The sequence below is a fragment of the Agromyces lapidis genome, from assembly GCF_009749405.1.
GTDB classification, from domain to species: Bacteria; Actinomycetota; Actinomycetes; order Actinomycetales; family Microbacteriaceae; genus Agromyces; species Agromyces lapidis.
On sequence record NZ_WBIQ01000002.1, the window covers coordinates 125,995 to 149,279 of the forward strand.

Here is a 23,285-nt window from a genome sequence, read left to right on the forward strand (position 1 = left end):
AGTGTCCTCTTGAGACCTTCCGATGCCGACTGAGGAGCCCCGTGGTCGAAACCCTGCGCACTGGGCGATGGATTGTCGCCGTCGTCGTGGTCACATCGATTCTCCTTCTCACGGGTTGCGGCTACGGGAGCAGCAGTAGTGCCTCGTACCAAGCGCCTGATTGCGACGGAGTCCTCGCGAGCGCGCTGCAGGGCGTGCGTGCCGACGATACCTCTGGCGATACTGACTCGAAATTCCAATGGCTGACGGAGAACTGCTCGCAGGAGTTCGAAATCCTCGTCGACTACACCTCGGCACGGGCTTCGGCACAAGGGCAGTTCGGACCCGATGCCTGCGACGAGCTCAGCCAATACCTCGTGCCGGAAGCCATCGATCTGTTGCGCGCCGACGGACTATGCACGAGTGGAACCGGCGCGGTCGCTGCACCGGCGCCCGCCGAACAGCCCGGCGGCGGAGTTGCGTGGAATGAGGCGGCCGGCTTGGCGGGAACCGAGCAACGAGTCTGCGGACCGCTCGCCGGCGACGGCTACTCCGAAGACGACGTTTTCCTCAATCTTGGGCTCGACTATCCGGATCCCGGGCGCTTCCAGATCGTCGTGTGGGACGTCGGCGGTCTAGAACCTATCGCGTACGGTTCGACGCTCTGCACGTCGGGTGTCATCACCTTGTACAACGGTGTTGCGCAGATCGAACTGGAGGACCCGGGCCTCATCGCGATCTACGAGTAGACGCGCAGCGTTCAGCCTTGAGGCCGGCGAACCACAGGTTTCGAAGGGATGTGTTGGCGCAAGCCGGTTCAGGAAGGTTCGGCTGGACCGGTCGCTACACTTCGAGCGTGCGCACCGCCGGAGTCGATCTCGCCGCAGACACCAAGAAGACCGCGATCGCGGTCATCCAGTGGGAGCGGGATCGGGCAATGGTCGAGCGGGTCGAGCTCGGAGCATCCGACGAGGTCATCGTGGAGATCGCGGCCACCGTCGACCGGATGGGAATCGACTGCGCGTTCGGGTGGCCCGATGACTTCGTGGAGTTCGTGAGCCGACATGCGCAGGGCGCCCGCGTCGATCTCTCGCGCGACCGCGGAATCGACTGGCGCCGGCGCCTCGCGTATCGCGAGACCGACCGCGAGGTGCTGCGCCGTACCGGGCGCGCTCCGTTGAGTGTGGCGACTGATCGGCTCGGCCTCACAGCCATGCATTGCGCGGCACTCCTCGACGCGCTCGCCGACCGCATCGGACCGATCCGGCGCGGCGGCTCGGGCCGCGTAGTCGAGGTGTACCCGGCCGCCGCCCTGCGTCTGTGGGAGCTCAGCCGGCCGGGCTACAAAGCCGATGCCGACGTGCGAGCCGCGCTCGTCGTGAGCCTCGAGGAGCAGGCCCCGTGGCTCGACCTCGAATCGGTCAGGCGCCAGCTGATCGAGTCGGACGACGCGTTCGATGCGGTCATCGCGGCGCTGATCGCGCGGGCGCACGCGCTCGGCGAGACGCATCCGGTGCCGTCGACGGTTCGAGAGCGGGCGGATCGCGAAGGATGGATCGTGCTGCCAAGCGGCACGGTCGGAGCGCTCGCGGTTTCGTGACGGGGTGCGGTCTGATGCCGACCCAAGTCAGTCGCCGTCGGCGGCGTCGCCGAGATCGCCGGCCTCGGCGGCCGACGGTTCCCACCTTTCGATGACCGAGGCAGTCGTGCTGTCGAGCGAATCCCCGGCGCGCAGGCTTGCCGCCTCGAGCGCCCGCTGAATCGCGAGATCGGCCTCAGATCCCGGGTCGACGTGGTGATCGACTGACATGGTTCCTCCTGCGGCCACGGTAGCCCTCGATCGGTGACCCGACTTACCCTTCGTCGAAGAGCCCGCTCTTGACGCCGGCGCCCGACCGCGGCATCCTCGGGCCCGAGGCAGGCGGGGGATTTCGCATGAAAACGCTCGAACCAGGTGACGACGGCTACGACGACGCGCGGCGCGTCTGGAACGCGATGATCGACCGCCGACCCCGGTACATCGTCGCCTGCTCGAGTGCCGTGGAAGTCGCCGAGGCGATCCGCTTCGCGCGGGCGAACGACCTCGAGATCGGCGTGCGCTGCGGCGGCCACAGCATCGTCGGGCACGCCGTGCCCGACGGCGGGCTGATGATCGACCTGCGCCCGATGGGTTCGGTCGAGGTGGATGCCTCGGCTCGCCGAGCCCGCGTGCAAGGCGGTGCGCTGCTCGGGGCTCTCGACCGCGCGGCGCAGGCCCACGGCCTCGCGACGACCGCGGGCAACGTGTCACACACCGGCATCGGCGGGCTTGCGCTCGGCGGTGGCATGGGCTGGCTCGCCCGTCAGCACGGACTCACCTGCGACAACGTCGTCTCGTTCGAGGTCGTGACCGCCGACAGTGAGATCCTGCGGGTCGACCGCGACCATCACCCCGACCTGTTCTGGGCGCTGCGCGGTGGCGGCGGCAACTTCGGCGTCGTGACCGAGTTCGAGCTGGTGCTGCACCCCGAGCCGGGCGACGTGCTCTCGGTCGAGTACCTCTACCCCGTAGCATCCGGCGCGGCGGCGATGCGTCGCTGGCGCGACGAGAGCACCCGAGCCGATCGGCGCGCGACCTACAACGCGACCATCTCCGACGGCACGCTGTCGCTCGGGTTCGTCTGGGTCGGCGACCTGGTCGACGGCGAGGCCGCGGCATCCGCGCTCGCGACGAGTCTCGCCGAGGTCGACGCCGGCTTCGAACGCGTGATCGTGCCGATGACCTACCTCGAGCTGCAGACCCGCGAAGACGACGTCGAGGCGCATGAGTGGCGCCGGTACTGGAAGGGCCACTACTTCAGCGAGCTGACCGACGACGTCATCGACGCGGTGCTCGCGCGTGATGGTGCCGATCTGCCGAACGCTAGCTTGCAGGCGTACGGGGGAGCGATCGCCGATGTGGCTCAGGGGGAGACGGCGTTCTCGCGGCGGGATACGGCGTTCGAGTTCGTGTGTGCGTCGAAATGGATCGACTCCGCCGATGACGAGGCGCGCGTCGCGGGGGCGCGCCGGTACGCCGCAAGGATGGAGCCGTTCGCGAGTGGCGCGTACGTCAATGCGCTCTCGGATGAAGGCTCAGCAGGCGTGCGCCGCGCGTACGCCCCTACGCACCTTGCTCGGCTGGCTGCGGTGAAGGAACGCTACGACCCCACGAACGCGTTTCACCTGAATCAGAACATCGTGCCCTCGGTGTGACACGGCGCCGCGTGCTCTCGCTCCGAGACACCAAGCGGCCGCGATCAGCTGATGACTGTGTCTCGGTGTACGCTCCGACCGTGGCTGAACAACGGGTGATACGCGAGCTGAAGGCGTTCGTCGATGAGCGTGATTGGGCGCAGTTCCACTCGCCAGAGAACCTCGCGAAGAGCATCAGCATCGAGGCGGCCGAGCTCCTTGAATGCTTCCAATGGGGGCCGGACCCCTCGGCCGAGCGTGTTACCGAAGAACTCGCCGACGTGCTGACGTACTGCCTGTTGCTCGCCGAAAAGCTCGACGTCGATGCCGACCAGATCGTGCTCAACAAGCTCGAGCAGACGCGGCGCAAGTACCCGGCCGACCAGTCCCGCGGGCGGAGCACGAAGTATGACCAGCTTTAGGGTCGAACACTTCCCGTTCACCCGGCCCGCGATCAAGTCGTGGGCCGAGCCCGACGGCAGGCACGCGAACTGGCCGGTCGTGTACACGCTTAGCAGCAACCGCGAGATCTACGTCGGTGAAACTCTGAATGCGATCGGCCGGCTTCGCCAGCACATCGACTCCGACGCGAAGCAGCATCTCGAGGCCGCGCGCATCGTCATCGACGAAACGTTCAACAAGTCGGTGTGCCTCGACCTCGAGTCGTACCTGATCCGGCTGTTCGCGGGCGACGGCAAGTACACGGTCGTGAACCGCAACGAGGGCATCACGAACGCCGACTACTTCGACCGAGTGCGATACCGGGCCACTTTCGACGAGATATTCGAGCAGCTTCGCGCCGCGGGTATGTTCACTCGCGACATCCCCGATATCGAGAACAACGATCTGTTCAAGTTGTCGCCATTCAAGGCGCTGAACCCCGAGCAGGCTGTTGTGATGGAGGGGATTCTCGAGGGCCTGTTCGACGACATCGACACGGGCCGGCACGGCACGATCGTTGTGCAGGGCGACCCCGGCACGGGCAAGACGATCGTGGGCATCTTCCTCGTGAAGTTGCTCCGCGACATCGAGCACGCCGATCTCGATGACCGCACCGAGAATGACTCGCTCTTCTCCGACTTCTTCACCGCCGGCTACGTCGAGATGCTGAAGGACTTCAAGATCGGCATCGTCGTTCCGCAGCAGTCACTGCGCAAATCAGTGCAGAAGGTCTTCGCGAAGACGCCGCAGCTCGAGAAGGGTATGGTGCTGACGCCGTTCCAAGTCGGTGAGAGCGATGAGCAGTTCGATCTGCTCGTCGTCGATGAGGCGCACCGGCTCAACCAACGCGCGAACCAGCCATCGGGCGGGCTCAACAAGAAGTTCCGCGAGATCAACGAGAAGCTGTTCGGCATCGACGACCTCACGAAGACTCAGCTCGACTGGATCCGTGCCAAGAGCCGCCACCAGGTACTGCTGCTCGATCAGGCGCAGACCGTGCGGCCGGCCGACCTGCCCGGCCGGGTCGTCGGCCCACTCGTGACGCAGGCCAAAGAACAGGGCCGCTTTTACCCGCTCGCCTCCCAGATGAGGGTTGCGGGCGGCGCCGACTACATCGACTTCATCAGGCGGATGCTTCGTGCCGAAGTCAGCGAACCACGCGAGTTCGCCGGCTACGACCTGCGAATCTTCGACGACCTCGGCGAGATGCATGCGGCGATCCGCGCGCGCGACGACGAGCACGGGCTCGCGCGGCTGGCGGCCGGCTTCGCCTGGGAGTGGAAGAGCAAGAAGGATGCCACAGCCTTCGACATCTCGATCGGTGGCGTCGAGCTGCGGTGGAACGGTACTCAGACCGACTGGGTCAACTCGCCGGGCGCCCTCGAAGAGGTCGGGTCGATCCACACCCTCCAGGGCTACGACCTGAACTACGCCGGCGTGATCATCGGCCCCGACCTGCGCCTCGACCCGGCGACCGGCCACGTCGTCGCAGACCTCGACTCCTACTTCGACAAGAAGGGCAAGGAAGCGAACCCCAAGCTCGGGCTCACTTATGACGCCGATGACGTGCTGCAGTTCATCGTCAACATCTATGCGGTGTTGCTTACGCGGGGGATGAAGGGCACGTATGTGTACGTGTGTGATCCGGCGCTCAAGCGTTATCTGCGCGGTGTGCTGCCGATTGCGTGAACCCCGATGGGCCACCAGCTCTCGTGGTCAGTTGGGCCGTGTTGCTCAAGTGATGTCGGGTCCCGAGCGTGGTCGTGTACCCACACGACCTCGTCTTGACATTGGCCAATGTCGTCGCGACGGTCGGGACTGCTGATTGCCCTAGTTGGCAAAGCAGTGCGGCCATCGCGAATGTCTAGTTGCCGAGCTTCTCCTAATGCCGGTTAAGTCGATGCCAGAGCGTCTTCCATCCGGCCGTCGGGTCCTCACGAGTTGGAAAGAAGTCACAAGGAAATGTTTGCGAGTTCATCCGTGGTAAGACTCAGCAGCACGAATGCGCTCGCAATTCTGACCGACGAGTTCCTCGAAGGTGTCACACGTGTCAAGTGCTGCCTTCGCTCGAGAGCCCGCATCGCTCACTTCCGTTCTAGCCGAAAGCGATCATCTTCTGGTGTGCAGTCTCTTCTGGCAGGTAGCCGAGCTGCGTCATGAGAGCACGAACGACAGCCTTGCCGAGTTCGACCGGGACGGCGTTGCCGAGCTGTCGCTGTACGTCGGCACGACTACCCGAGATCTTGAAGTCATCGGGGAACGACATCAGCCGGAGCATCTCGTTGACGCGGAGCCGGCGAGCGCGAAGCGAGCCCGATTCCGTCCGAACATTCTCCCAGTGGAACGGCCCGACCCACGGCCCAGGTTGCGCCTGAAGGGTCGTTGAGGGACGGTTCGGGTCGAGGCGCAGAAGGAATGTCCAGTATCGGCTACGCCACTCAAAGTGGTTGCGGCCGCCGTAACGGTCTGTGTGCCACAAGTAGTTCTGGCCAGGGGGGATCTCGGCAGCCAGCTCGCCGTACGTGCCGTCAACAATCTCGTCATCCGAGGCGATGGCGAGGTGGGGGAGACCCTCAAACGCCTGGGCAGCAGTCACATGCGGAATCTTGGTCGGGTCGATTCTCCGATCCCGCTCTGTCCAGCCTGAGTGAGTCGGTTCGGGGAACTTGAACGCAACACCGTCCCGTCGACCAACGACGAAGACGCGCCGACGTAGCTGGGGCACTCCGTAGTCTGCGGCCAGAAGCACCTTCCACTGCGGGTTGTAGCCAAGATCTCGAAGGCTGCTCAGCAGGCGATCAAACTGCGCGCGGTGGGTCTTGTACGTCAAGCCTTGGACGTTCTCGAGGATGAACGCCTCCGGCTGCGTCTCCCGCACAACGCGGACGTATTCGTCGAGTAGCGAAGCGTTTGGATCGCGGCTCTCACGCTTCTGCTCGAGCCAGAATCCTGACTTGCTGAACGGCGTGCAGGGCGGGCCGCCGATGACGAGAACCGGTTCCTTCGGCTTTAGGCCGGCCTTCTCGAGGATCTGCTCCGAGGAGATCACACGAATGTCTCCCTCAAGTGTCTTCGTCGAGTTGAAGTTGGACACGAGGGTCTCGAGGGCTGGGGCGTTGTAGTCAGTCGCGGCTGCGACGTGAAGGAGTCCGCTTCCTTTGTCGTTCGAGTCGAGCGCTGGAGCATCCGCGCGCTCGACCGCGAGGTCGAGACCGCCAGCCCCAGAGAACAAGCTCACTACCGGGAGCATCTCGCCCATTTCCCACCTCAAATGTCTCGAGGGCTGTCGCCGAGGCGAAGCCCTTGAACAAGTATCGACCATCAGAATCTCTCAGTAGCCGCCGACACTCGATGCCCAGCCTCGATACTGTGGGGATTCGGCGAGGAAGGGAGCCCTGTGGAGGAGCAGTTGGCGGGGCGTGCAGTTCCGGCGATCTACAACTCACGGCGCAAGGACATCTACGCGTACCTCCTGGACGCCTTTGGTCGCGCCGGAGCTCGAGTACTCTACGCGAGCCAGTCCAATCGATCGCCTCACTTCTTTGGCCTACTTCTCGACAATGAGGAGCGGATCGGTGTGCTTGTCTATCCATATCGGCTCACGAAACGAGTCACCAAGAGTCGTCCGGCTGATGAACTACGCGCGGAGCTTCGTAACGGCGGTGAAGCGCAGTGGGCAGAGCGCCCGCTCGGCCGGGACATCGCAGGCGTCGATGCAACAGTGATCTTGTTGGTCGATCTGCAGAACGACATGATCTTCGGCATCGATGCCCAACTGTACGACCCGATTCCCCTGGGGATCTCTGCCTACGTGAAGGACGCCCAGGTCAACGAAGTTCGGGCGACCGGGTGGTACGTCTGGGAGAAAGAAGTCCGTCCCGGTCAACGTCGCGATGCTCGGTCGCCGAGCAACCTCGAGACCATCGTTGGATTCCGGCCCGATCGGATCATCGACTATGTGCGCTTGGAGCGCAGGGCGGCGCTCCTTGGTCTTGACACACCCCTCCGGTTCGCTGCTGCAGCGCTTATTGGCGCAGGGAACGGTGGCGAGCCGGTTCGACACGTCCTCGAGCAAGAGTTTGATCTGTCGAGCCAGCAGATTCTGGACGTAATCCGCAACGCGAAACGACTCTCTGTGGCTGTCCGCGGCGGAGTCGCCGAGATACACCTGGAAACGCTTCTAAACGCCTCGTCTGATGTCGCAAGGGTCGTCCCAATCGATGAGGATGGCAGACATGACTTCGATGTGACACTGACGACCGGCGAGTTCTTCCGTGTTGAGTGTAAGAACGCGAGCCCGAAGCAGTACGCAAACGGTGACTACAAGGTCGAGTTGCAGAAGACGAGGGATCCGAAGGGCGAGCCCGGCGGGCGTCTCTACTCTGCGGACGCGTTTGATGTGACGGCAGCCTGCTTGTTTTCAGCTACAGGAAGGTGGGAGTTCCGCTTTGCTCTCACGGCGAGCCTTCCTCGAGATGAGCATCATCCGGACAAACTCGCGGCTATGCAGCACGTCGATAGCAACTGGGCGATGCGCTTGTCGGACCTAGTCCGACGGCCTTTGGCCGTTGGCCCAGGGGTGGATAGCGTGACGACGTGAGATTGACGCACCTCCATATCGCCCACTTTCGCGCGATACGAAATGCCGATATCGACGTCGGGAGCGAGGTCGCGCTCGTCGGTCAGAACAGTGCTGGCAAGACATCAGTGCTTCGCGCGCTCAACGCGTTCTTCAATTTCGAACAAGAGCGAGAAGCGTTTGAAAGCGGTCAGCATACGTTCCAGAAGTCGTCGTTTGCTGTAATCGAAGTTACTCTCTCCGGTGCGCCCGCTTCATGCACTCTCCCGAGAGTTGCCGGAACGAACGACATTCGCGCGAGGCTTCGCTTTCGGAAGCAGTCACAGTGGCAGATAGTCGATGGGCAATCGTGGGCCACGGCCCCGGTCGATCTTCACACGATTCTTCGCCAGTTCATCTCATACGCCTTCGTGCCATTGAGGCGGGATCACGAGGTAGCGGGGTGGGGGCCAGGGGGCTTGATGGAGCGTGTCGTCGAAGCGTCAGTCAGAGCAAGTCGGCAACGTGATCACATCACTCCCGGAATTCAACGTCTTGGCGAGCGTCTGCAGAAGCAGGCCCTGAACAAACTTGTTGGTCAACTTCGTGAAAAGACCCCATTGCGCGGGAGCTTCGAGTACACGCTCGGTTACGACGTCGCCCCTGACTACTCGGTGCTCCTGAGGAACTTAATGTTGCGGGTCAAAGAGGGCAATCAAACGGTGAGTTTGGCAGACAGCGGGAGCGGTACCCAGAGCCTCGCCGTCTTCGCGCTCTATTCGTATCTTGCGGAGATTGAACACAGTACCTACATCCTTGGGTTCGAGGAGCCAGAACAAAATCTGCATCCTCAAGCTCAGGTCCAATTGCTACAGCGTCTAAAGACGCTTGGCCTTCAAGTGATCTTCACGACACATTCGCCGACGATGATTGACGCGCTCGATCACGAGCAGGTTGTTCTGTGTCGACGAGTTCCCTCCGCAACCCGAGATGTAGAGACACGCTTGACGCAACTGCCGAGCACGTTCTTCAGTGCGCGATCGCTCGACCGCGACGATTACTACAGATTTCACCGTCGCCGAAACTCGGAGTTCTTCTTTGCGGACTTCGTCTTAGTGACCGAGAGCCCAATCGACGCAGCCGTAATGCAGCAGGTATTCGCGGACGCCGGAGTTGATCTCGCTTCAGCGAGCATCACGCTGCTCTCCTTGGACGGAGTTGGAAGCCTGAGCTACGTCTTTCACCTGCTTCAAGGGCTCGACATCGACTCGGGATTCGTCGTCGACAAGGATTACTTTGTTCCGTACTCCAAATCGGAACTTGAACTAAGTCGGAACGCGCATGGGTATCCGCAATACGGGAAGACTCTGAAGGGCACATCGGTCGTCTCCTGGCTGTTTCCCAAAGCGCATGATCGGGCTCGCCTCGAGGCTGCGTTAGCCACCGACCATGCCAGAGCGTCGTCAATGCTCGAAGGTGTGGGCTTCTATTGCTTCAGGTGGTCGCTAGAAGCGGATCTGGTTGCCTCACCGACCACGAGGAAGCGCCTCTTTAAGGAACTCGGTGTCCCGCCAGCACTACAGACCGAACATGAGTTGCTGGTCGGGCGGAAGAAGTCACTGAAGAAGCAGGCCACTCTCGTAAAGGCCGTCACCGGAGTGCCCACCACTGGCTTGCCAAAGACCTATCGAGCGGTTCGTCGTGCCGTGATGGAGAAGGCTTCCAGCTAGTTCGTGAGAACCTCCCCGATTCGTTTCAAGCGCTGGCTGCAAGCGGCCGGACGGCCCGACAGGTCGTGGTGCATCCGGTATTTATTTCGCTGCGGTCCGGGCGTTCCCCATCCACCGGATCGAGGTCGTGGGCGTCCGAAGCGGACGGCATGCATGAACTGCGGTGGCGTGTGCCCCGTATGTGCTGCGGTCGACGGCAGGAGTTTTGACGCTCTGGCCGGCGGTCCCGTCCTGTCGGCCGCAGGCGCTCCTTGTCGGCCCCCGGCCTGACGAAGCTACCCGACTATTCGCGCGCATCCTGACTCCATGGGGATTGTGCGGGCTCTTGGATTCGCATTGCGATCGCGGTCACGAATGCGGGCTCGACGATGGGCGCCCGCACGCGAACTTGATCTCTCGTGCTCACCAGGCTCCGAGCTCGACGGCACCGGCTGTCGACGCGGATAGGGATACGTGCGGGAGAGTCTCGCTTTCGTCGCTCTCGGGAGTGAGTCGAACTTGACCGCCGAGTGTGCAGTCATTTCGCCAACGCCACCCCGAGCGACGCCGCCACCCCGAACACCATGCCCCAGATCACGATCGACACGATCTGCCACGCGATCACCGCGTTCCGGTTTGCCCCGAATGACACCATCGCCGCCGAGGTGAACTGGCTGGGCAGGATGAACGGGCCGAGCAGGCTCACGCCGGCGACGCCGTACTTGTCGAAGGCGCGGCGCACCTTCTCGTTGCGAGACGACGAAGCGTCGACAGCACCAGCCGAAGCAGTTGAGACCGAACTGGCCGAAGCGCCAGCCCCGGCACCAGCCGCAGCCGTAGCGGGCCTCCCCGCCACCACCTTCGACCGCACCCCGCTCGCGGCGAACACGAACCCGAGCATCGAGATCACGTTGCCGATCACGGCAACGCCGATCGCGACCGCCGGCGGCAGGCCGATCAGAACGCCGACGACCGAGCCGAAGTACGAGTCGACGAACGGGATCGCGGAGATGAGCATCACCCCGAGCCACTGCATGACGCCGGGAAGCGAGCTGGCGAAGTCCTGGAGTGCGTCGATCATGACGAGTCCTTTCAGAAGGTGAACCGAGAAGCCGGAGCCGCAGGAGGAGCGGCGAGCTGATGCTTCAAGCCTCTGAGAACTGACCGATCCGCGGCAGTGTCGTCGCGTCACGCGTTCCCGTGCGAAAGTGCACGCGCCCGGCGTGACAAATGTCACTGGCATAGGCTCGGCCCCATGCCTGCCGAACCAGCCGCCCGCAGCGTGCACACGACGTGGCTGTACACGCTCGCGTCGATCGTGTTCTTCTTCGGGTTCTTCGATCTGATCGTGGTGCTCGCGATGGGGGAGACGGTGATGAGTGCGGGCGGGGGTCTCGATACGCTTCGCTACTCGACCGGCGAGACCGACCGCATCCTTGCGATCTTGTTGCTCGTGCTCACCCTCGTTGCCACCGCGACGCAGCTGCGGTACTGCTGGTTCCTCCGCGTCGGACGCGGCGGCGGACTGCCCCACCCCGGCTGGACGGCAGCACTCATCGCCCCCGCCGCACTCGTCTGGCTGCTCGGCCTCGCAGCTCCGGGCGAGGCGCTCACCGCGGCCGTGCCGCTGTGGGCCGCGGCATCCCTCGTCGCCGCCCTGCTGCCGAAGACGCCGCGGCGACTCGTGCTGCTCGCAGCCCTCGTCCTGACGGTTGCGCACGTGGCGATCTTCACCGCGCTGCACGGTGCACCCGACGGGCCGCAGAGCTCGAACACCTTCATGATCGGCCTCTTCGCCGTGATGCTGCCGATCATGCTGCTCACGAGCCTCTGGTGGTGGGAAGTCGTCGTGCAGCTCGACCGCAACCGGCGCACGGCCGCCGAGCTCGCCGTCACGCAGGAGCGGCTGCGCTTCGCCTCCGACCTGCACGACATCCAGGGGCACCACTTGCAGGTCATCTCGCTGAAGTCCGAACTCGCCGAGCGACTGCTCGAGCGCGACCCGGCGGCCGCGCGCGAGCTCGTGCACGAGACCCGCATGATCGCGAAGGAGGCCCTCGAAGAGACCCGCTCGCTCGTCGCCGGCTACCGCCAGGTCGCCTTCGACGACGAGCTCGAGAACGCCCGCGAGGTGCTCACCGCCTCGGGCGCCGCGTGCGAGCTGCGGCTCGGCCCACTTTCCGCGGACGCCGCCGCGCAGAGCGCGCTCGCCTCGGTCGTGCGCGAGGCGACGACGAACATTCTGCGCCACAGCGAGGCCACGGCGGTCACCATCGCGCTCACCACCGAGGGTGGGCGCTGCGAGCTGCGCATCGTCAACGACGGCATTTCGAACATGGATGCCTCGGCACCGGCCACCGCTCGCAACACCGGGTCGCGCGCGCCCGGGTCGGGGCTCGCGGGCCTGCGCGAGCGGCTCGCCGCCGTCGGCGGCACCCTCGAGCACGACGAGGATGCCTCGGCCGGCACCTTCGAGCTCAGAGCCACCGTGCCCGTGCGAGCGGGGGTCGCGGCATGAGCGGGGCACCGGCCGGTGCGGTCGAGAGTGATGCGGCACGTGGCATCCGCCTGATGATCGCCGACGACGAGCACCTCATACGCGGGGCGCTCGTCGCGCTGCTGAACCTCGAGCCCGACATCGAGGTCGTAGCTCACGCCGACAACGGCGTCGCCGCCGTCGAGCAGGCGATCGCGGCGCGGCCCGACGTGTGCCTGCTCGACCTCGAGATGCCGGGTGCCGACGGCATCGAGGCGGCCGCGCGCATCCTCGCCCAGGTCTCGACGCGGGTCGTCATCGTCACCCGGCATGCCCGCCCGGGCGTGCTGCGACGGGCGCTCGCGTCGAAGGTGTCGGGGTTCGTGCCGAAGTCGACGCCGGCGGAGGAGCTCGCGCACGTCATCCGCGATGTCGCCGGCGGGCGCCGCTACATCGACCCCGAGATCGCGGCCGCCGCCCTCACCGCCGAACGCTGCCCGCTCACCGACCGCGAACTCGACGCGCTGCGCTTCAGCCGCGGGGCGATGAGCGTGCAGCAGATCGCCGAGCGCCTGCACCTCGCGCAGGGCACCGTGCGCAACTACCTCTCGTCGGCGATGACGAAGCTCGACGCCACCTCGCGTCACGACGCCGCCGAGAAGGCGTGGCAGCAGGGGTGGATCTGAGGGTGTCCCTCGCGTCGACCCGACGCGCTCGAGGGATCGCCGTCGGTCTGGTCGACACGATCGTCGCCGCGACGGAACGTCGACGACTTCCCCGACATATCGACTGTGTACCCGTGGATGACGAGCGACGCGTGACGTGTGACGCCAGGCTGCATGATCGCCGGCCGGGGCGGGAATCGTCCCGTCTGGCGGGCGCGACCACACGACCATATGACCACACCGTTCGTGACCACACGACCACTTGACCACACGCTCTCCAGAGAGACCATCCGGTCCCATGGGCCGCAGAGCAGACGTGAACGCTGACTCCCGACCTGGCCGCAGGGTTTGCCGTTGCCGACGTACTTGATCCCGGGCGCGCGCCGGGTGTGCTCGATGAGAACCGTGTCTTCGAGGTCGGCGACGGTGACGGTGGGGTCGCCCTCGTTGATGAGCGCGTCTTCGCCCGCGTGTCGGCGGTTGAGCATGCAGGTGTCCTTGCGTAGACGGGTCCTTTCCGTTTCACGGTGTCCTGCGACATGACAGCCAGCCAGCCAGCCAGCCAGCCCGCCAGCCAGCCCGGCCGCTGAGCGGAGGCTCCGCCGGATCTCTCGTTCCGCGTGCGGATCTCCGCAGGGAGGGCAACTGTACGCATTGACGTACACCCCTCGAGCTGTCAGAATTTTCGTACATGCTTTGAATGTGCGAGTTCTCGTACATCGTGAAACTGAGGACATGACTTGCGAACAGGAGGCGACCATGTTCGTCGGCACACCGAGAGACTGGGGCAATGTCGTGCGCGAGCGGCGCGTCGAACTCGGGATCACTCAGGGGGAGCTTGCCGAGCGTGTCGGGCGTGCGCGCCAGTGGGTCGTGCGTTTCGAGTCGGGTCACGCCGGAAGTGCGAGCGTCGACAGCCTGACCAAGTTGCTTGACGCGCTCGACCTCTATGTCGACGTGAATGCGACAAGCGAAGATCCGGACCCAATGTTCACGGATCTGGACGGAACGGACCACTTCGACCGATGAGACTCTCCGCCTATCTCAACGGCGCCCGCGTCGGCTGGTTCGAGCAGCGGGTCGATGGTGCGATCACGCTCGACTTCGACGACGCCTGGCGCCGCCGGGCCGGCCGCATGGAGCTGTCCTTGTCGCTGCCGAAGAGCCGCCGCCACCACGACGGCCCAGCGCCGGGCAACTATCTGTGGAACCTGCTGCCCGACAACGACGAGGTTCTCGCGCGGTGGGGTCGAAGGTTCGGCGTTTCGCCGCGCAACCCGATGGCGCTGCTCGCGAACGTCGGGCTGGATGCCGCGGGCGCGGTGCAACTGCTCTCCAGCGACGACTACGACGAGCCGGAACTCTCGGACGACGGCGGCGTCGAGCCCATCGACGAGACCGGCATCGGCGATCACCTGCGCGAGCTGCGGAAGGACCGGTCGGCTTGGATCGCATCGGACTACGACGGCGGGTACTTCTCGCTCGCCGGCGCGCAGTCGAAGTTCACGCTCGCCCGCATCGGAAGCGGCGCCTGGGGCCTCCCTACAGGAGGCACTCCATCAACACATATCGTCAAGCCCGGAGTTGCGGGGTTCGCCCGGAGCGACCTGAATGAGCATCTGACGATGCGAGCGGGGCATCTTCTCGGCCTGCAGGTGGCGCAGAGCGAAGTGACGCAGTTCGACGGCGAGACGGCGATCGTCGTCACCCGGTTCGACCGCGCCCGCACTCGGGAGGGTGGCATCGTGCGTCGGCACCAGGAGGATTTCGCCCAAGCGACGGGGACGCACCCATCAGCGAAGTATCAGAACGAGGGCGGACCGGGCATCGCCGAAATCGGAAGGTTGATGCGGCAGTATCTCGGAAGCGGAGCGAATGACGACGTTGCCCGGTTCTTCACGGCGACGCTGTTCAATTGGGCCGCACTCGGCACCGACGCGCATGCGAAGAACTATGCGCTCGTCTATTCGGCAAGCCGGCTCAGGCCGCCGACACTCGCTTCGCTGTACGACGTCGGCTCCGCCCTGGTGTACCCCGAGATCAACAACCGCAAAGCGAGGCTGGCGATGTCGTATGCCGGGCACTATCGGACGTTCGAGATCGAGCCCAGGCATATCGTCCGAGAGGCGGCGCAGCTGGGGCTCGCCGAAGAATGGGTGATCGATCGAGCGCGGCACCTGGTTGACGGGCTGCCGGGCGCGTTGAGCGAAGCGGCCCATGAGGCGGCGCTGGTCGGTGACGACGCGGAGTTCGCCGGCAGGTTCATCGATCGCGCCCGCGAGCGCACCGTGGAACTCAGCGCGCAGCTGGCTCGTCGGCTGTAGCCGCGCCGGGGCCGCCATTCGAAGACCCACTGACCACACGCTCCGCCGAGGGATACCCCGGGCCCGAGGGACGAGAAGAATTCTGAGTCCGCACTCGCCCGTTGCTTCCGTCAGTTGCGAAGCGCGAGCCGGGCGAACCGCATCGCGGCCGCCGGGTCAGGGTCGGGCGTGAGGCCGCCGCAGGTTTCGAGAAAGAGGTGACTGCGTGCAGCCGATTCGTGCTCGACGGCGGTCCAGCTCTCGCCGGCGACGAACGCGTCGACAGTCTGTCCGGTGGCGATCGCGAAGGCGACGGCGAGTCGCACCGACCGGTCGCTCGCCGTCGACCAGTACGCTTCGGCGCACGCCCGCACGATGCCCATCGGATCGGCGAGCGCGTCGTCGCCGCGGCGCGCGCGAACGGTGAAACCGCTGCGACGGTAGGCGAGGCGAAGGCGGCGAAGCAGTGCCTCGTGGCCGGCGTCGATCTCGAGACGCGCCGACGCACCGTCGCCGGTCAACCGCGCGAGATCGCGTGAACTCGGCAGCGCAGTGAGGCCGGCGCGCAAAGCGGTCGTCAATGCAGCGGCCCACTCAGCGCCCGCCGGATCGGCGAGCTCCGGCCCGGCGATCTCCGCACTGACCGCGATCGCCTGCTGCGCGGCTGCCAGCTGCTCGTACTTCGGCCACGACGATGATTCGTCGAGTGCCCGACCGATGAGCGCATCATCGTGCCGAAAGCCGTAGCGATTCTCGCTGCGTCGCCACTCGATCAGCGCGCGGAGCGCAGCCGGATCGAGCGGTCGTTCTGCGCGTGGCCCGAGCGCATCGGACCACCCGGTCGAGGCCGTGCGGGACAGCAGGTCGGGGCAGCAACCGTACTCGTACTCGTACTCGTACTCGTACTCGTACCCGTCGCCGGCACCCCCATCGTCGTCACCGTCGAAGTCGCGGTCCATCCGTGGCGGCCAGCCCGCAGCATCCACGAGGTGCGGCAGCAGGGCCTTCGTCCTCACACGCGGAACCGCCGACGGCCTGATTCGCACGACCGCACGTGGCGCGGGAAGCGGGTCTTCACGACCGCCGTCGTACCTCGACCCCCGCGGCGCTCGATTGCACGTGCGACAGAGCGACGTGCCGTATTCGTAGTACAGCGGTGAGCCGGCACCGAGCGCATGGTCGATCGCGTCGACCCACGCGCATTCACTGACATGACCCGCGCTCGCCGAACTGGAGCCGTGCGACAGCTCCCAGACGCGATGATGAACTGGCGGCCGCCCCCGGTATGTGCCGGCGAAGAAGCCGGTGTCAGCATCGTCGTCATGGTCTTCGTCGTCATCATGGTCATGGTCGTCGGAGACGAGCTGATCGGTGAAGCGATGCGGGGCGTCGGCGCTCCACCCGAAGGCCTCGGTGATGACACGATGCAGTGCGGTCATACGTGTCGACGGGTCCACCTCGACGACACGGCGCACGGCGACGGGGTCATCGACGAGGTCGAGTTGGATCGAGAGGGCAGGCACAGCAGGCGGCATGGATGGCAGCATCACGTACCCCGGCACGCGACGGCGCAGCGATGGCCGGCAATGAGGATGTCGCGGCGAGTGCTCGACCTGTGAAGGAGAGGTCGAACTCGTCGGCAGTGTCGTCTACATGACCACACGACCACACCGTTCGCGACCACACGACCACACGACCACACGCTCTCCAGAGGGAATATCCGGCCCCGTGGGCCGCGGAGCACACGAGAACGCTGACTCCCGACCTGCCCGCGGGGCTGACGATCTCAGCGCGTCGCGCTGATCCCCGGTCTACCTGTCGCGGTGCGCGATGACGCGTTCGATCCACCCCGACACGATCGCATCGTACGCTTTCGCCCCCTCGGTGCGCTCAGCCGTGGGGTCTTCGGGCCAGGCGGCGAGCGGGTGGGCGACGCCGTCGACGAACCGCACCTCGCCGATGCCGAGACGCTCGAACTCGCGCACCGCGTCGATGAACGCCGGTTCGTCGTCGGCCCCTTCGACGATGAGGAGCGAGCCCCCGGCGCCCGCGAGCTCGCCAGCTCGTGCGACGAAGTCCATGCGGGCGGCCACCGCATCGGCCGCGGGACTCCATGCGTAGGGCTCGGGCAGGAACTCGGCCATCGCGTCGATCATCGGCCGCAGCCGCAGCATGGGGTTCAGCAGCACGCACGCGGCGATGCGGTGCGAGGCGGCGTGGGTCGCGAACACCTCGGCAGCCACGGATGCCCCGGCCGAACCGCCGAGCACGGCGAGCGCCGAGTCATCCGAGGCGCCGAGCGTGCTGCGCAGCTCGGCGAGGGCCGCCGGAAACTCTGCGGGCGCCTGCTCGTGCATCGGGCCGAAGTACTCGGTCACCATGTCGATGCCGCTCATCAGCAGCGCCTCGAAGTCGGGGTGCGGTGCGCGCTCGCCGCTGAGCGGCAGCCCGAGGTAGATCACGTGCGCGTCGAGCCCATCGAGCGGCAGCGCCGCGGCCATGCCGGCGGGCGTCGACGGAGGGTCGAGCAGGTGCCAGCCGACGACGATCGGGGCCTCGGGGCGGGTCGCGGTGCGAGCCGAGTAGGGCACGCCGGCGGAGGTGGTGCCGTGCATCCAGGTCATGGGCGCGAGGTTAGCGCGTGCGGGGGAGCGCGGCCAGTGCCTGCTGCCGAGGGCAGCAGCGACCGACCTGCACGGCCGACGCCTGCTGGTGGCACCACGGGCGAGGGCCAGGCGAAGCCGTCAGCGATGCACGTGCGACGGCTGCCCGGTGATGCCCGAGATGTCCTTCTCGGTCGTGTGCCGCAGCCGCTCCGAGAGGTCGTGCAGCGCGCGGGCGACCGCGAGCTCGTCGCCGATGGCGGGCACGTTCGGATCGAGTGGGTTGCGGTCCGCCTTGCCGATGCCGGTCACCTCCCGACCCGCGGGTGTGCGCACTGTGGCCTCGGCCATCGTCGTGTTCTCTTCTTCGTCGATATCGACGGTGACGCTCCACTGCTTCGTCGCATCCATGGAACTCACCACCTTCCGGTCTGGTTCCACCTTTCAGGGTACCGACCCGCCGCCTGCGCGGCGAGGGGATGTCGCGCTTCCGACACGCGGCCGTGCTCGGCGAGATCGGCGACCGTGCACACCATCTGAGGTACCTCAGACGCGATGGCTTCGCCGTGCCCCGCGAAGATAGGGCACCCGCCCGATACAGTCGCGCCACCTCAGCGACGAATCTGATCTCAGGCGGCCGGAGACTCGGCCGCGAAGCATCCGAAAGGGATCGGAACCATGGACCTCGCAGCCGGCTTCATCGCCACCACCCTCAACCGCAACGACGCCGAGTTCGCCTCGGGCGCGAATGAGCGCCGCCGCACCACGGGCGAGCGCCGCACTGTCGAGCGCGCCGACCGAGCGGCGCGCGCCGGCCGTCTGCACCGCCTCGCCGACCGCCTGCACCTGCACGCGGCGCACTGACCGAGGCATCCGGTTCACCGTTCGAGCCGGATGCCTCGGCCCACCGGGTCACGATGGGCGAGTTGGCGCAGCAGGGAGCGTGGCGGCCGCCGGATCGGCACTACGATCGATCCTCAGCGCGTCGACGCGCACCCACCCGACGGAGACCCTGTGACCCTCGACCCGAACCATGCTCCGCAGCCTGCCCTGCAGCCGCCGGTGCCACCGGCGCCCGCCCCGGAGCATCCTGCTCGCCCGAAGGGGCTCGCGGCGGCGCTCACCGCGGCGATCCTCGTCTCGGCGCTGCCGCTGCTCGGGATGCCGGTGTTCTTCGTCTGGATCTTCGCGGTGGCGTTCGACCAGGTGGCGGCGTACTCCTCCGAGGCGGAGGCGGCCGAGCACTCGACGAGCACGCTCGCCGCCGACATCCCGATCGACCTGCCGTGGGACGTGCGACTCGGCGGTGACGCGTACACCTGGTGGCTCGACTCGTTGCCGTACGACGATGCCTGGGTGCCGGGGGACGGGGCGGGCGAGCGCGACGGCAACTTCACGAACGCCACGTACGAGAACGTCGAGAGCGGATGCACCGTCTGGTTCTCGAATGCGCCGTTGGAGTCGATCGACGGCGTCACCGACGGCGACCGGGCCGCGAGCATCGCCTTCCTCGAGTTCACGCTGGGCGTCGCGACCGACGACGACGACGTGATCGACGCCGCAATCTCGACGGTCGATGCCGAGGAGGGAACCGAATGGGGCCTGACCGACGCGGTCGCGGTCGACGTCAGCGACGACGTGCGCCAGCGGATCGCCGTCGCTCGAGCCTTCCCGAGCATCGGCGAGGGCGTCATCTACACGGTCGACTGCGCTGACCGAGCGAGCCTCGAATCCTCGCTCGAGAACGTCGAGTTGCTGCTCACCCTCGCACTCACCTCCGCGCAATGACGAACGGACTGATCGACATGCTCCTCCTCGAGGCTCAAATACCGGAGTTCGACTTCGCCGCGTTGCTGCTGCCGTACCTCGCGTTGTGGGGCTTCCTGATGCTCTGCAGCCTGCTCGTCTACGTGCTCAACGGCATCTTCGTCTCGAAGATCTTCGTGAAGACCGGCGCCGAGGGGTGGCCGGCGTGGTTGCCGATCTACAACTCGTGGCGCCTGCTCGAGATCGGCGGCCAAGCGGGCTGGCTCGCGCTGCTCGCGCTGGTGCCGGGCGGCAGCATCGTCACGGTCGTGTTCCTCATCATCGCCGTCAACAACATCAACCGGGGCTTCGGCAAGACCACCGGGTGGACGGTGCTGTACTTCTTCCTGCCGCTGGTCTGGGGTGCGTACCTGGCCTACGGCCGTACCGAGCCGTGGCGCGCACCTGCGCCGGCCGGCAGCTGGGCGCCGCCCCCGCCGGCGCAACCGCCGGCGCAGCAGTGGCCGGCACCGTACCCGCCGCAGCCGACGCAGTCGATCTGAGCGGTAGGCGCCGGCGGTCGGTCAGGATGCCTCGCCCTCCGGGCGGACTTGCGGCGCCTCCCGCAGCAACCGGAACTCCTGCCGCCGCAGCAGCGTCAGCACCCACGAGGCCGGCGGTCCGAAGGCGCGCAGACCCGCCTTCGTCTCGATCTCCTCGATCCCGTCGACGTCGAACTCGCGCCCCTGCCAGATGACGGTCGCCCGGTTCGCCGCGACGACGTTGCGGTACCAGTTCACCTCGGGCCCGTAGGTGAGCTCGGCGACGAACCCCTCGGGCACGCGCGCGAGGATGAGCGGCGTCTCGAAGGTGCGGCCGCTCTTGCGCCCCGAGTGACGGATCAGCGCGAACGGGCCGAGGCCGCGCCGGGCCATCCCGAGCGTGAACGGGTTGAGCGTGTACTTGATCAGCGTCAGCCAACCGCGCTTGAACCACCCCATCGCCATGCTCCGATTCTCGCGAGATCGCGAGGTCGTGTGAAGCCCGGGCCGACGTCGTCGATGACCGGATGTCGGTGGGCCGGTCTAGCGTCGTGATCTTCGGCTCAGTCCGGAGTCACTTCAGGAGACGACCATGGGGTTCGACTCTTCGCGCACGGTGCCGACGGCGCCGCCCGCCCACGTGCCCTCAACTGCGACCGCAGCCGCGCTCGAGCTCGCCGTCACCTCGGCGCGGCTCACGGTGGCGGCACGCGACCGCCTCGAACGAACTCGGTTCTTGTCCGATGTCAAGGAGCTCGAACTGCGACTCGCGATCTTCGACGATCGCTTCGAGCGGCTCGCCGCCCGGCCCGACGAGCCCTACCAGGCCTGGCGCCGCGACCTCGTCGGACGCATCCGCTCGCTCGCCCAGAAAGCCGCCGATCTCGAGGCCGCCGCCCTGCTCGAGCCGCACCACCGCGACCGGGTCGCGGCGCTGCTCCTCACCCTGCGCCACCGTCTCGAGGCGCTCGACGCCCGTCACGCGGCGCTGTTCGAGCGCCGCCGGCGCTGAGCGTGAAGTCTCGGGCGATCAGCGCGGGAGGTGCGCCTTCGGAAGAGGCGACCACATGACCACATGACCACACGTCCCGCCAAGGGGAACTCCCGCCGGGACGGGGCAGTCGGCGGCGGCCGGTTCGCACGAGCGGGTCGCCGGGTTTCGATACGCGTCCGGCTTCGTCGGGCGCTCCTCAACCAACGGGGTGGTTTCGATACGCGTCCGACTTCGTCGGGCGCCCCTCAACCAGCAGACGGGCCGGCCAGAACTCCGTCGGGGTCGCGCACCTCGACCCGAGCCCGCCCGTCGTCGAGTCGCCCCACCGTCTCGGGCAGCGCGCTGAAGATCTTGCGCGACCCCGCCGCCACCCGTGTCACCGCGGTGAAGTCGAGCACGAGGCATCCGTGATCGCCCACCAACGGGCCGAGGCGGGTCATGATCTCCTCGGCCTCCGCGAACAGGATCTCGCCGCGCAGCACGGCCACCGTGTCACCACCACCGTCGGCGCCCTCGCGCGAGAGCGACGCGATCGGCGAGAGCGAAGCCCCGTGGTGCTGCAGCATGTGCAGGCCGTGCCGCTGCGACAGCAGCTCGAGCGTCGCGACGCCCCGCACGCTGTTGCCGCGTGCGTCGAGGCGCGGACTGAACGTTCCGATGCCGAACTGGCCGGGCTGCACCGCGGCGATGCCGCCGCCGACGCCGCTCTTCGCGGGCAGGCCGACCCGCACCATCCAGTCGCCCGACTCGTCGTACATGCCGCAACTCGTCATGACGGCGGTGGTCCAGCGCGCGGCATCCTCGCTGATGACGCGCTCGTCGGTCACGGGGTTCACGCCGCCGGTCGCGAGCGTGGCGGCCATGATCGCGAGGTCGCGCGCGTTCACGGTGAGCGAGCACTGCCGGAAGTACGCCGTCGTCGCGACCTCGGCGCTCGACCCGAGGGTGCCGGCCGACCGGGTCAGGTAGGCAAGCGCGCGGTTGCGATCCCCGGTGGATGCCTCGGAGGAGAACACCTCCTCGTCGACGAGCAGGTCGTGACCGGCGAACCGCTCGAGGCCCGCGCGCACGACGGCGAACTTCTCGTCGGCGCTGTCGCCCCGCATGAGCGAGGTCATCACGATGGCGCCCGCGTTGATCATGGGGTTGCGAGGGCGACCGGATGCCTCGTCGAGGCTGATGGCGTTGAACGGTTCGCCGCTCGGCTCGAGATCGACGTGCCGGCGCACCTCGTCGAGCCCGAGAGCGTCGACCGCGAGCGCGAACACGAACGGCTTCGACACCGACTGGATCGTGAACTCCGACTCGACGTCGCCCGCCTCATGCACCACGCCGTGGGTGCTCGCGAGCGCGGCACCGAGCTGCTCGGGCTCGACCGTCGCGAGCTCGGGAATGTACGACGCCACGTCGCCGTCGGTGCGATCTCGAACGGCATCGAGCACCGACTCGAGCGCGTGACGAACCGGATCCCCCAGAGCGGCAGCCATGCGGTCAGCCTACGGCCGCACCGGCGGTTTGAGTAGGGCCCACGGGGAGCTCCGACGCGTACCGTCAGAGCGGAGTCGAGTCGGCCCGCGCTCGTTCGAGCGCCGGCTTGTCGAACAGCTCGAGGCGCGTCGCCGATTCGACGCGCACGCGCGTGCGCAGCAGCTTCGAGGCGATCGTCTCGAGTTGGTAGGCCTCCCCGCTGCCGCGGTGCAGCGCGGTCGTGACGAGCAGCTCGAGCGGGCGCGGGGGAGTCCAGGGAGCATCGTCGTCAGGATCGTTCTCGCCGTCGCCGAACTCGTCGCCCAGGTGGAGCACGCGGATGTCGGTCGCCTCGCGCCTCGCGAACACGCGGATGAGTTCGTCACGTCGGAGTGCGAGCCGATCGGCGACCGGAAGCTCGTCGAACGTCACCTTTCCTTCGATGCGGACGATCGACCCGCGACGCTCGGCGTACTCAGCGATCGCGTCGGCGACGACGTACGTCTTCGTGGCGTCGAGGAGGTACGCGAGCTCGGTGATCGCACGGTGGGTCTCGTCATCGACCCGGATCGATCGTGTCGGCATGGTG

25 protein-coding genes are annotated in these 23,285 nt (G+C 66.5%); 15 read left to right on the forward strand and 10 right to left on the reverse strand.

Features of this window, described 5'->3' with window-relative positions; all coding sequences use genetic code 11:
• Positions 1–41 precede the first annotated feature (41 nt).
• Positions 42–728 carry a hypothetical protein gene (locus GQQ93_RS03775; RefSeq protein ID WP_157422911.1) on the forward strand — a complete coding sequence of 229 codons (687 nt, stop codon included), beginning with the start codon at positions 42–44 and terminating at the stop codon, positions 726–728.
• A 107-nt stretch (positions 729–835) separates the two neighbouring features.
• Positions 836–1,579, forward strand: a complete 744-nt coding sequence (locus GQQ93_RS03780) for a DUF429 domain-containing protein (RefSeq protein ID WP_157422912.1) — start codon at positions 836–838, stop codon at positions 1,577–1,579.
• Positions 1,580–1,606: 27 nt separating this feature from the next.
• Here GQQ93_RS03780 and GQQ93_RS03785 read toward each other — a convergent pair whose 3' ends face one another.
• Positions 1,607–1,789, reverse strand: a complete 183-nt coding sequence (locus tag GQQ93_RS03785) for a hypothetical protein (RefSeq protein ID WP_157422913.1) — start codon at positions 1,787–1,789, stop codon at positions 1,607–1,609.
• 125 nt (positions 1,790–1,914) lie between these two features.
• On the opposite strand from GQQ93_RS03785, the gene GQQ93_RS03790 reads away from it, so the two are divergent.
• The 3 genes from GQQ93_RS03790 to GQQ93_RS03800 all read left to right on the forward strand — a co-directional run bounded on the left by GQQ93_RS03790 (position 1,915) and on the right by GQQ93_RS03800 (position 5,322).
• Positions 1,915–3,213: an FAD-binding oxidoreductase gene (locus GQQ93_RS03790; protein ID WP_157422914.1), complete on the forward strand. Its 1,299-nt coding sequence runs from the start codon at positions 1,915–1,917 to the stop codon at positions 3,211–3,213.
• Positions 3,214–3,293: 80 nt separating this feature from the next.
• Positions 3,294–3,614 carry a nucleotide pyrophosphohydrolase gene (locus GQQ93_RS03795; protein ID WP_157422915.1) on the forward strand — a complete coding sequence of 107 codons (321 nt, stop codon included), beginning with the start codon at positions 3,294–3,296 and terminating at the stop codon, positions 3,612–3,614.
• On the forward strand, positions 3,517–5,322 hold the full coding sequence (locus GQQ93_RS03800) for a DNA/RNA helicase domain-containing protein (RefSeq protein WP_343032738.1): 1,806 nt from the start codon (positions 3,517–3,519) through the stop codon (positions 5,320–5,322). Before GQQ93_RS03795 ends, GQQ93_RS03800 begins: the two co-directional genes overlap by 98 nt.
• A gap of 406 nt (positions 5,323–5,728) precedes the next feature.
• Here the strand turns inward: GQQ93_RS03800 and GQQ93_RS03805 are convergent, their stop codons facing one another.
• Complete coding sequence (locus GQQ93_RS03805; protein WP_157422916.1) at positions 5,729–6,892, reverse strand: DNA cytosine methyltransferase; 1,164 nt, start codon at positions 6,890–6,892, stop codon at positions 5,729–5,731.
• Between the two features lie 138 nt (positions 6,893–7,030).
• Here GQQ93_RS03805 and GQQ93_RS03810 point away from each other — a divergent pair, with 138 nt between their 5' ends.
• Positions 7,031–8,233 carry a hypothetical protein gene (locus GQQ93_RS03810; protein ID WP_212277246.1) on the forward strand — a complete coding sequence of 401 codons (1,203 nt, stop codon included), beginning with the start codon at positions 7,031–7,033 and terminating at the stop codon, positions 8,231–8,233.
• A complete protein-coding gene (locus tag GQQ93_RS03815; protein WP_157422917.1) occupies positions 8,230–9,921 on the forward strand; it encodes an ATP-dependent nuclease in 1,692 nt (563 codons plus the stop codon). Before GQQ93_RS03810 ends, GQQ93_RS03815 begins: the two co-directional genes overlap by 4 nt.
• A gap of 517 nt (positions 9,922–10,438) precedes the next feature.
• On the opposite strand, the gene GQQ93_RS03820 is transcribed toward GQQ93_RS03815, so the two are convergent.
• Entirely contained in the window at positions 10,439–10,981 is a 543-nt protein-coding gene (locus tag GQQ93_RS03820; protein ID WP_157423369.1) for a hypothetical protein, read from the reverse strand.
• Between the two features lie 174 nt (positions 10,982–11,155).
• On the opposite strand from GQQ93_RS03820, the gene GQQ93_RS03825 reads away from it, so the two are divergent.
• Both GQQ93_RS03825 and GQQ93_RS03830 read left to right on the forward strand, forming a co-directional pair.
• Entirely contained in the window at positions 11,156–12,418 is a 1,263-nt protein-coding gene (locus GQQ93_RS03825) for a sensor histidine kinase (RefSeq protein WP_157422918.1), read from the forward strand.
• Positions 12,415–13,062, forward strand: a complete 648-nt coding sequence (locus GQQ93_RS03830; RefSeq protein ID WP_157422919.1) for a response regulator transcription factor — start codon at positions 12,415–12,417, stop codon at positions 13,060–13,062. Before GQQ93_RS03825 ends, GQQ93_RS03830 begins: the two co-directional genes overlap by 4 nt.
• On the opposite strand, the gene GQQ93_RS03835 is transcribed toward GQQ93_RS03830, so the two are convergent.
• Positions 13,020–13,529 carry a hypothetical protein gene (locus GQQ93_RS03835; RefSeq protein ID WP_157422920.1) on the reverse strand — a complete coding sequence of 170 codons (510 nt, stop codon included), beginning with the start codon at positions 13,527–13,529 and terminating at the stop codon, positions 13,020–13,022. The two genes, GQQ93_RS03830 and GQQ93_RS03835, sit on opposite strands and share 43 nt — an antisense overlap.
• A gap of 247 nt (positions 13,530–13,776) precedes the next feature.
• On the opposite strand from GQQ93_RS03835, the gene GQQ93_RS03840 reads away from it, so the two are divergent.
• Positions 13,777–14,070: a helix-turn-helix transcriptional regulator gene (locus GQQ93_RS03840; protein WP_157422921.1), complete on the forward strand. Its 294-nt coding sequence runs from the start codon at positions 13,777–13,779 to the stop codon at positions 14,068–14,070.
• Positions 14,067–15,365, forward strand: a complete 1,299-nt coding sequence (locus tag GQQ93_RS03845; protein ID WP_157422922.1) for a type II toxin-antitoxin system HipA family toxin — start codon at positions 14,067–14,069, stop codon at positions 15,363–15,365. Before GQQ93_RS03840 ends, GQQ93_RS03845 begins: the two co-directional genes overlap by 4 nt.
• A 110-nt stretch (positions 15,366–15,475) precedes the next feature.
• Here the strand turns inward: GQQ93_RS03845 and GQQ93_RS03850 are convergent, their stop codons facing one another.
• From GQQ93_RS03850 to GQQ93_RS03860, 3 genes are all read right to left on the reverse strand, one after another.
• Complete coding sequence (locus GQQ93_RS03850) at positions 15,476–16,819, reverse strand: hypothetical protein (protein ID WP_212277247.1); 1,344 nt, start codon at positions 16,817–16,819, stop codon at positions 15,476–15,478.
• 336 nt (positions 16,820–17,155) lie between these two features.
• Complete coding sequence (locus GQQ93_RS03855; RefSeq protein WP_157422924.1) at positions 17,156–17,968, reverse strand: alpha/beta fold hydrolase; 813 nt, start codon at positions 17,966–17,968, stop codon at positions 17,156–17,158.
• Between the two features lie 120 nt (positions 17,969–18,088).
• The gene (locus tag GQQ93_RS03860; RefSeq protein WP_157422925.1) at positions 18,089–18,358 is read right to left on the reverse strand and encodes a DUF1876 domain-containing protein; all 270 of its coding nucleotides are present in this window, start codon (positions 18,356–18,358) and stop codon (positions 18,089–18,091) included.
• A gap of 267 nt (positions 18,359–18,625) precedes the next feature.
• On the opposite strand from GQQ93_RS03860, the gene GQQ93_RS03865 reads away from it, so the two are divergent.
• The 3 genes from GQQ93_RS03865 (at position 18,626) to GQQ93_RS03875 (ending at position 20,256) form a co-directional block, all read left to right on the forward strand.
• Positions 18,626–18,811 (forward strand): hypothetical protein, encoded by a 186-nt coding sequence (locus GQQ93_RS03865; RefSeq protein WP_157422926.1) that lies wholly within the window; start codon positions 18,626–18,628, stop codon positions 18,809–18,811.
• Positions 18,812–18,961: 150 nt separating this feature from the next.
• The gene (locus GQQ93_RS03870; RefSeq protein ID WP_157422927.1) at positions 18,962–19,735 is read left to right on the forward strand and encodes a hypothetical protein; all 774 of its coding nucleotides are present in this window, start codon (positions 18,962–18,964) and stop codon (positions 19,733–19,735) included.
• Positions 19,732–20,256 (forward strand): DUF5684 domain-containing protein, encoded by a 525-nt coding sequence (locus GQQ93_RS03875; protein WP_157422928.1) that lies wholly within the window; start codon positions 19,732–19,734, stop codon positions 20,254–20,256. The genes GQQ93_RS03870 and GQQ93_RS03875 overlap by 4 nt, the downstream gene beginning before the upstream one ends.
• 21 nt (positions 20,257–20,277) lie before the next feature.
• On the opposite strand, the gene GQQ93_RS03880 is transcribed toward GQQ93_RS03875, so the two are convergent.
• Positions 20,278–20,700 carry a nitroreductase/quinone reductase family protein gene (locus GQQ93_RS03880; protein WP_157422929.1) on the reverse strand — a complete coding sequence of 141 codons (423 nt, stop codon included), beginning with the start codon at positions 20,698–20,700 and terminating at the stop codon, positions 20,278–20,280.
• 127 nt (positions 20,701–20,827) lie between these two features.
• Between GQQ93_RS03880 and GQQ93_RS03885 the strand changes: the two genes are divergently transcribed.
• Positions 20,828–21,247 carry a hypothetical protein gene (locus GQQ93_RS03885; protein WP_157422930.1) on the forward strand — a complete coding sequence of 140 codons (420 nt, stop codon included), beginning with the start codon at positions 20,828–20,830 and terminating at the stop codon, positions 21,245–21,247.
• Between the two features lie 227 nt (positions 21,248–21,474).
• Here the strand turns inward: GQQ93_RS03885 and glsA are convergent, their stop codons facing one another.
• Positions 21,475–22,716 carry a glutaminase A gene (gene glsA / locus GQQ93_RS03890; RefSeq protein ID WP_157422931.1) on the reverse strand — a complete coding sequence of 414 codons (1,242 nt, stop codon included), beginning with the start codon at positions 22,714–22,716 and terminating at the stop codon, positions 21,475–21,477.
• Positions 22,717–22,780: 64 nt separating this feature from the next.
• Positions 22,781–23,281, reverse strand: coding sequence for a hypothetical protein (locus GQQ93_RS03895; protein ID WP_157422932.1), 501 nt, complete (start codon positions 23,279–23,281; stop codon positions 22,781–22,783).
• Positions 23,282–23,285 lie beyond the last annotated feature (4 nt).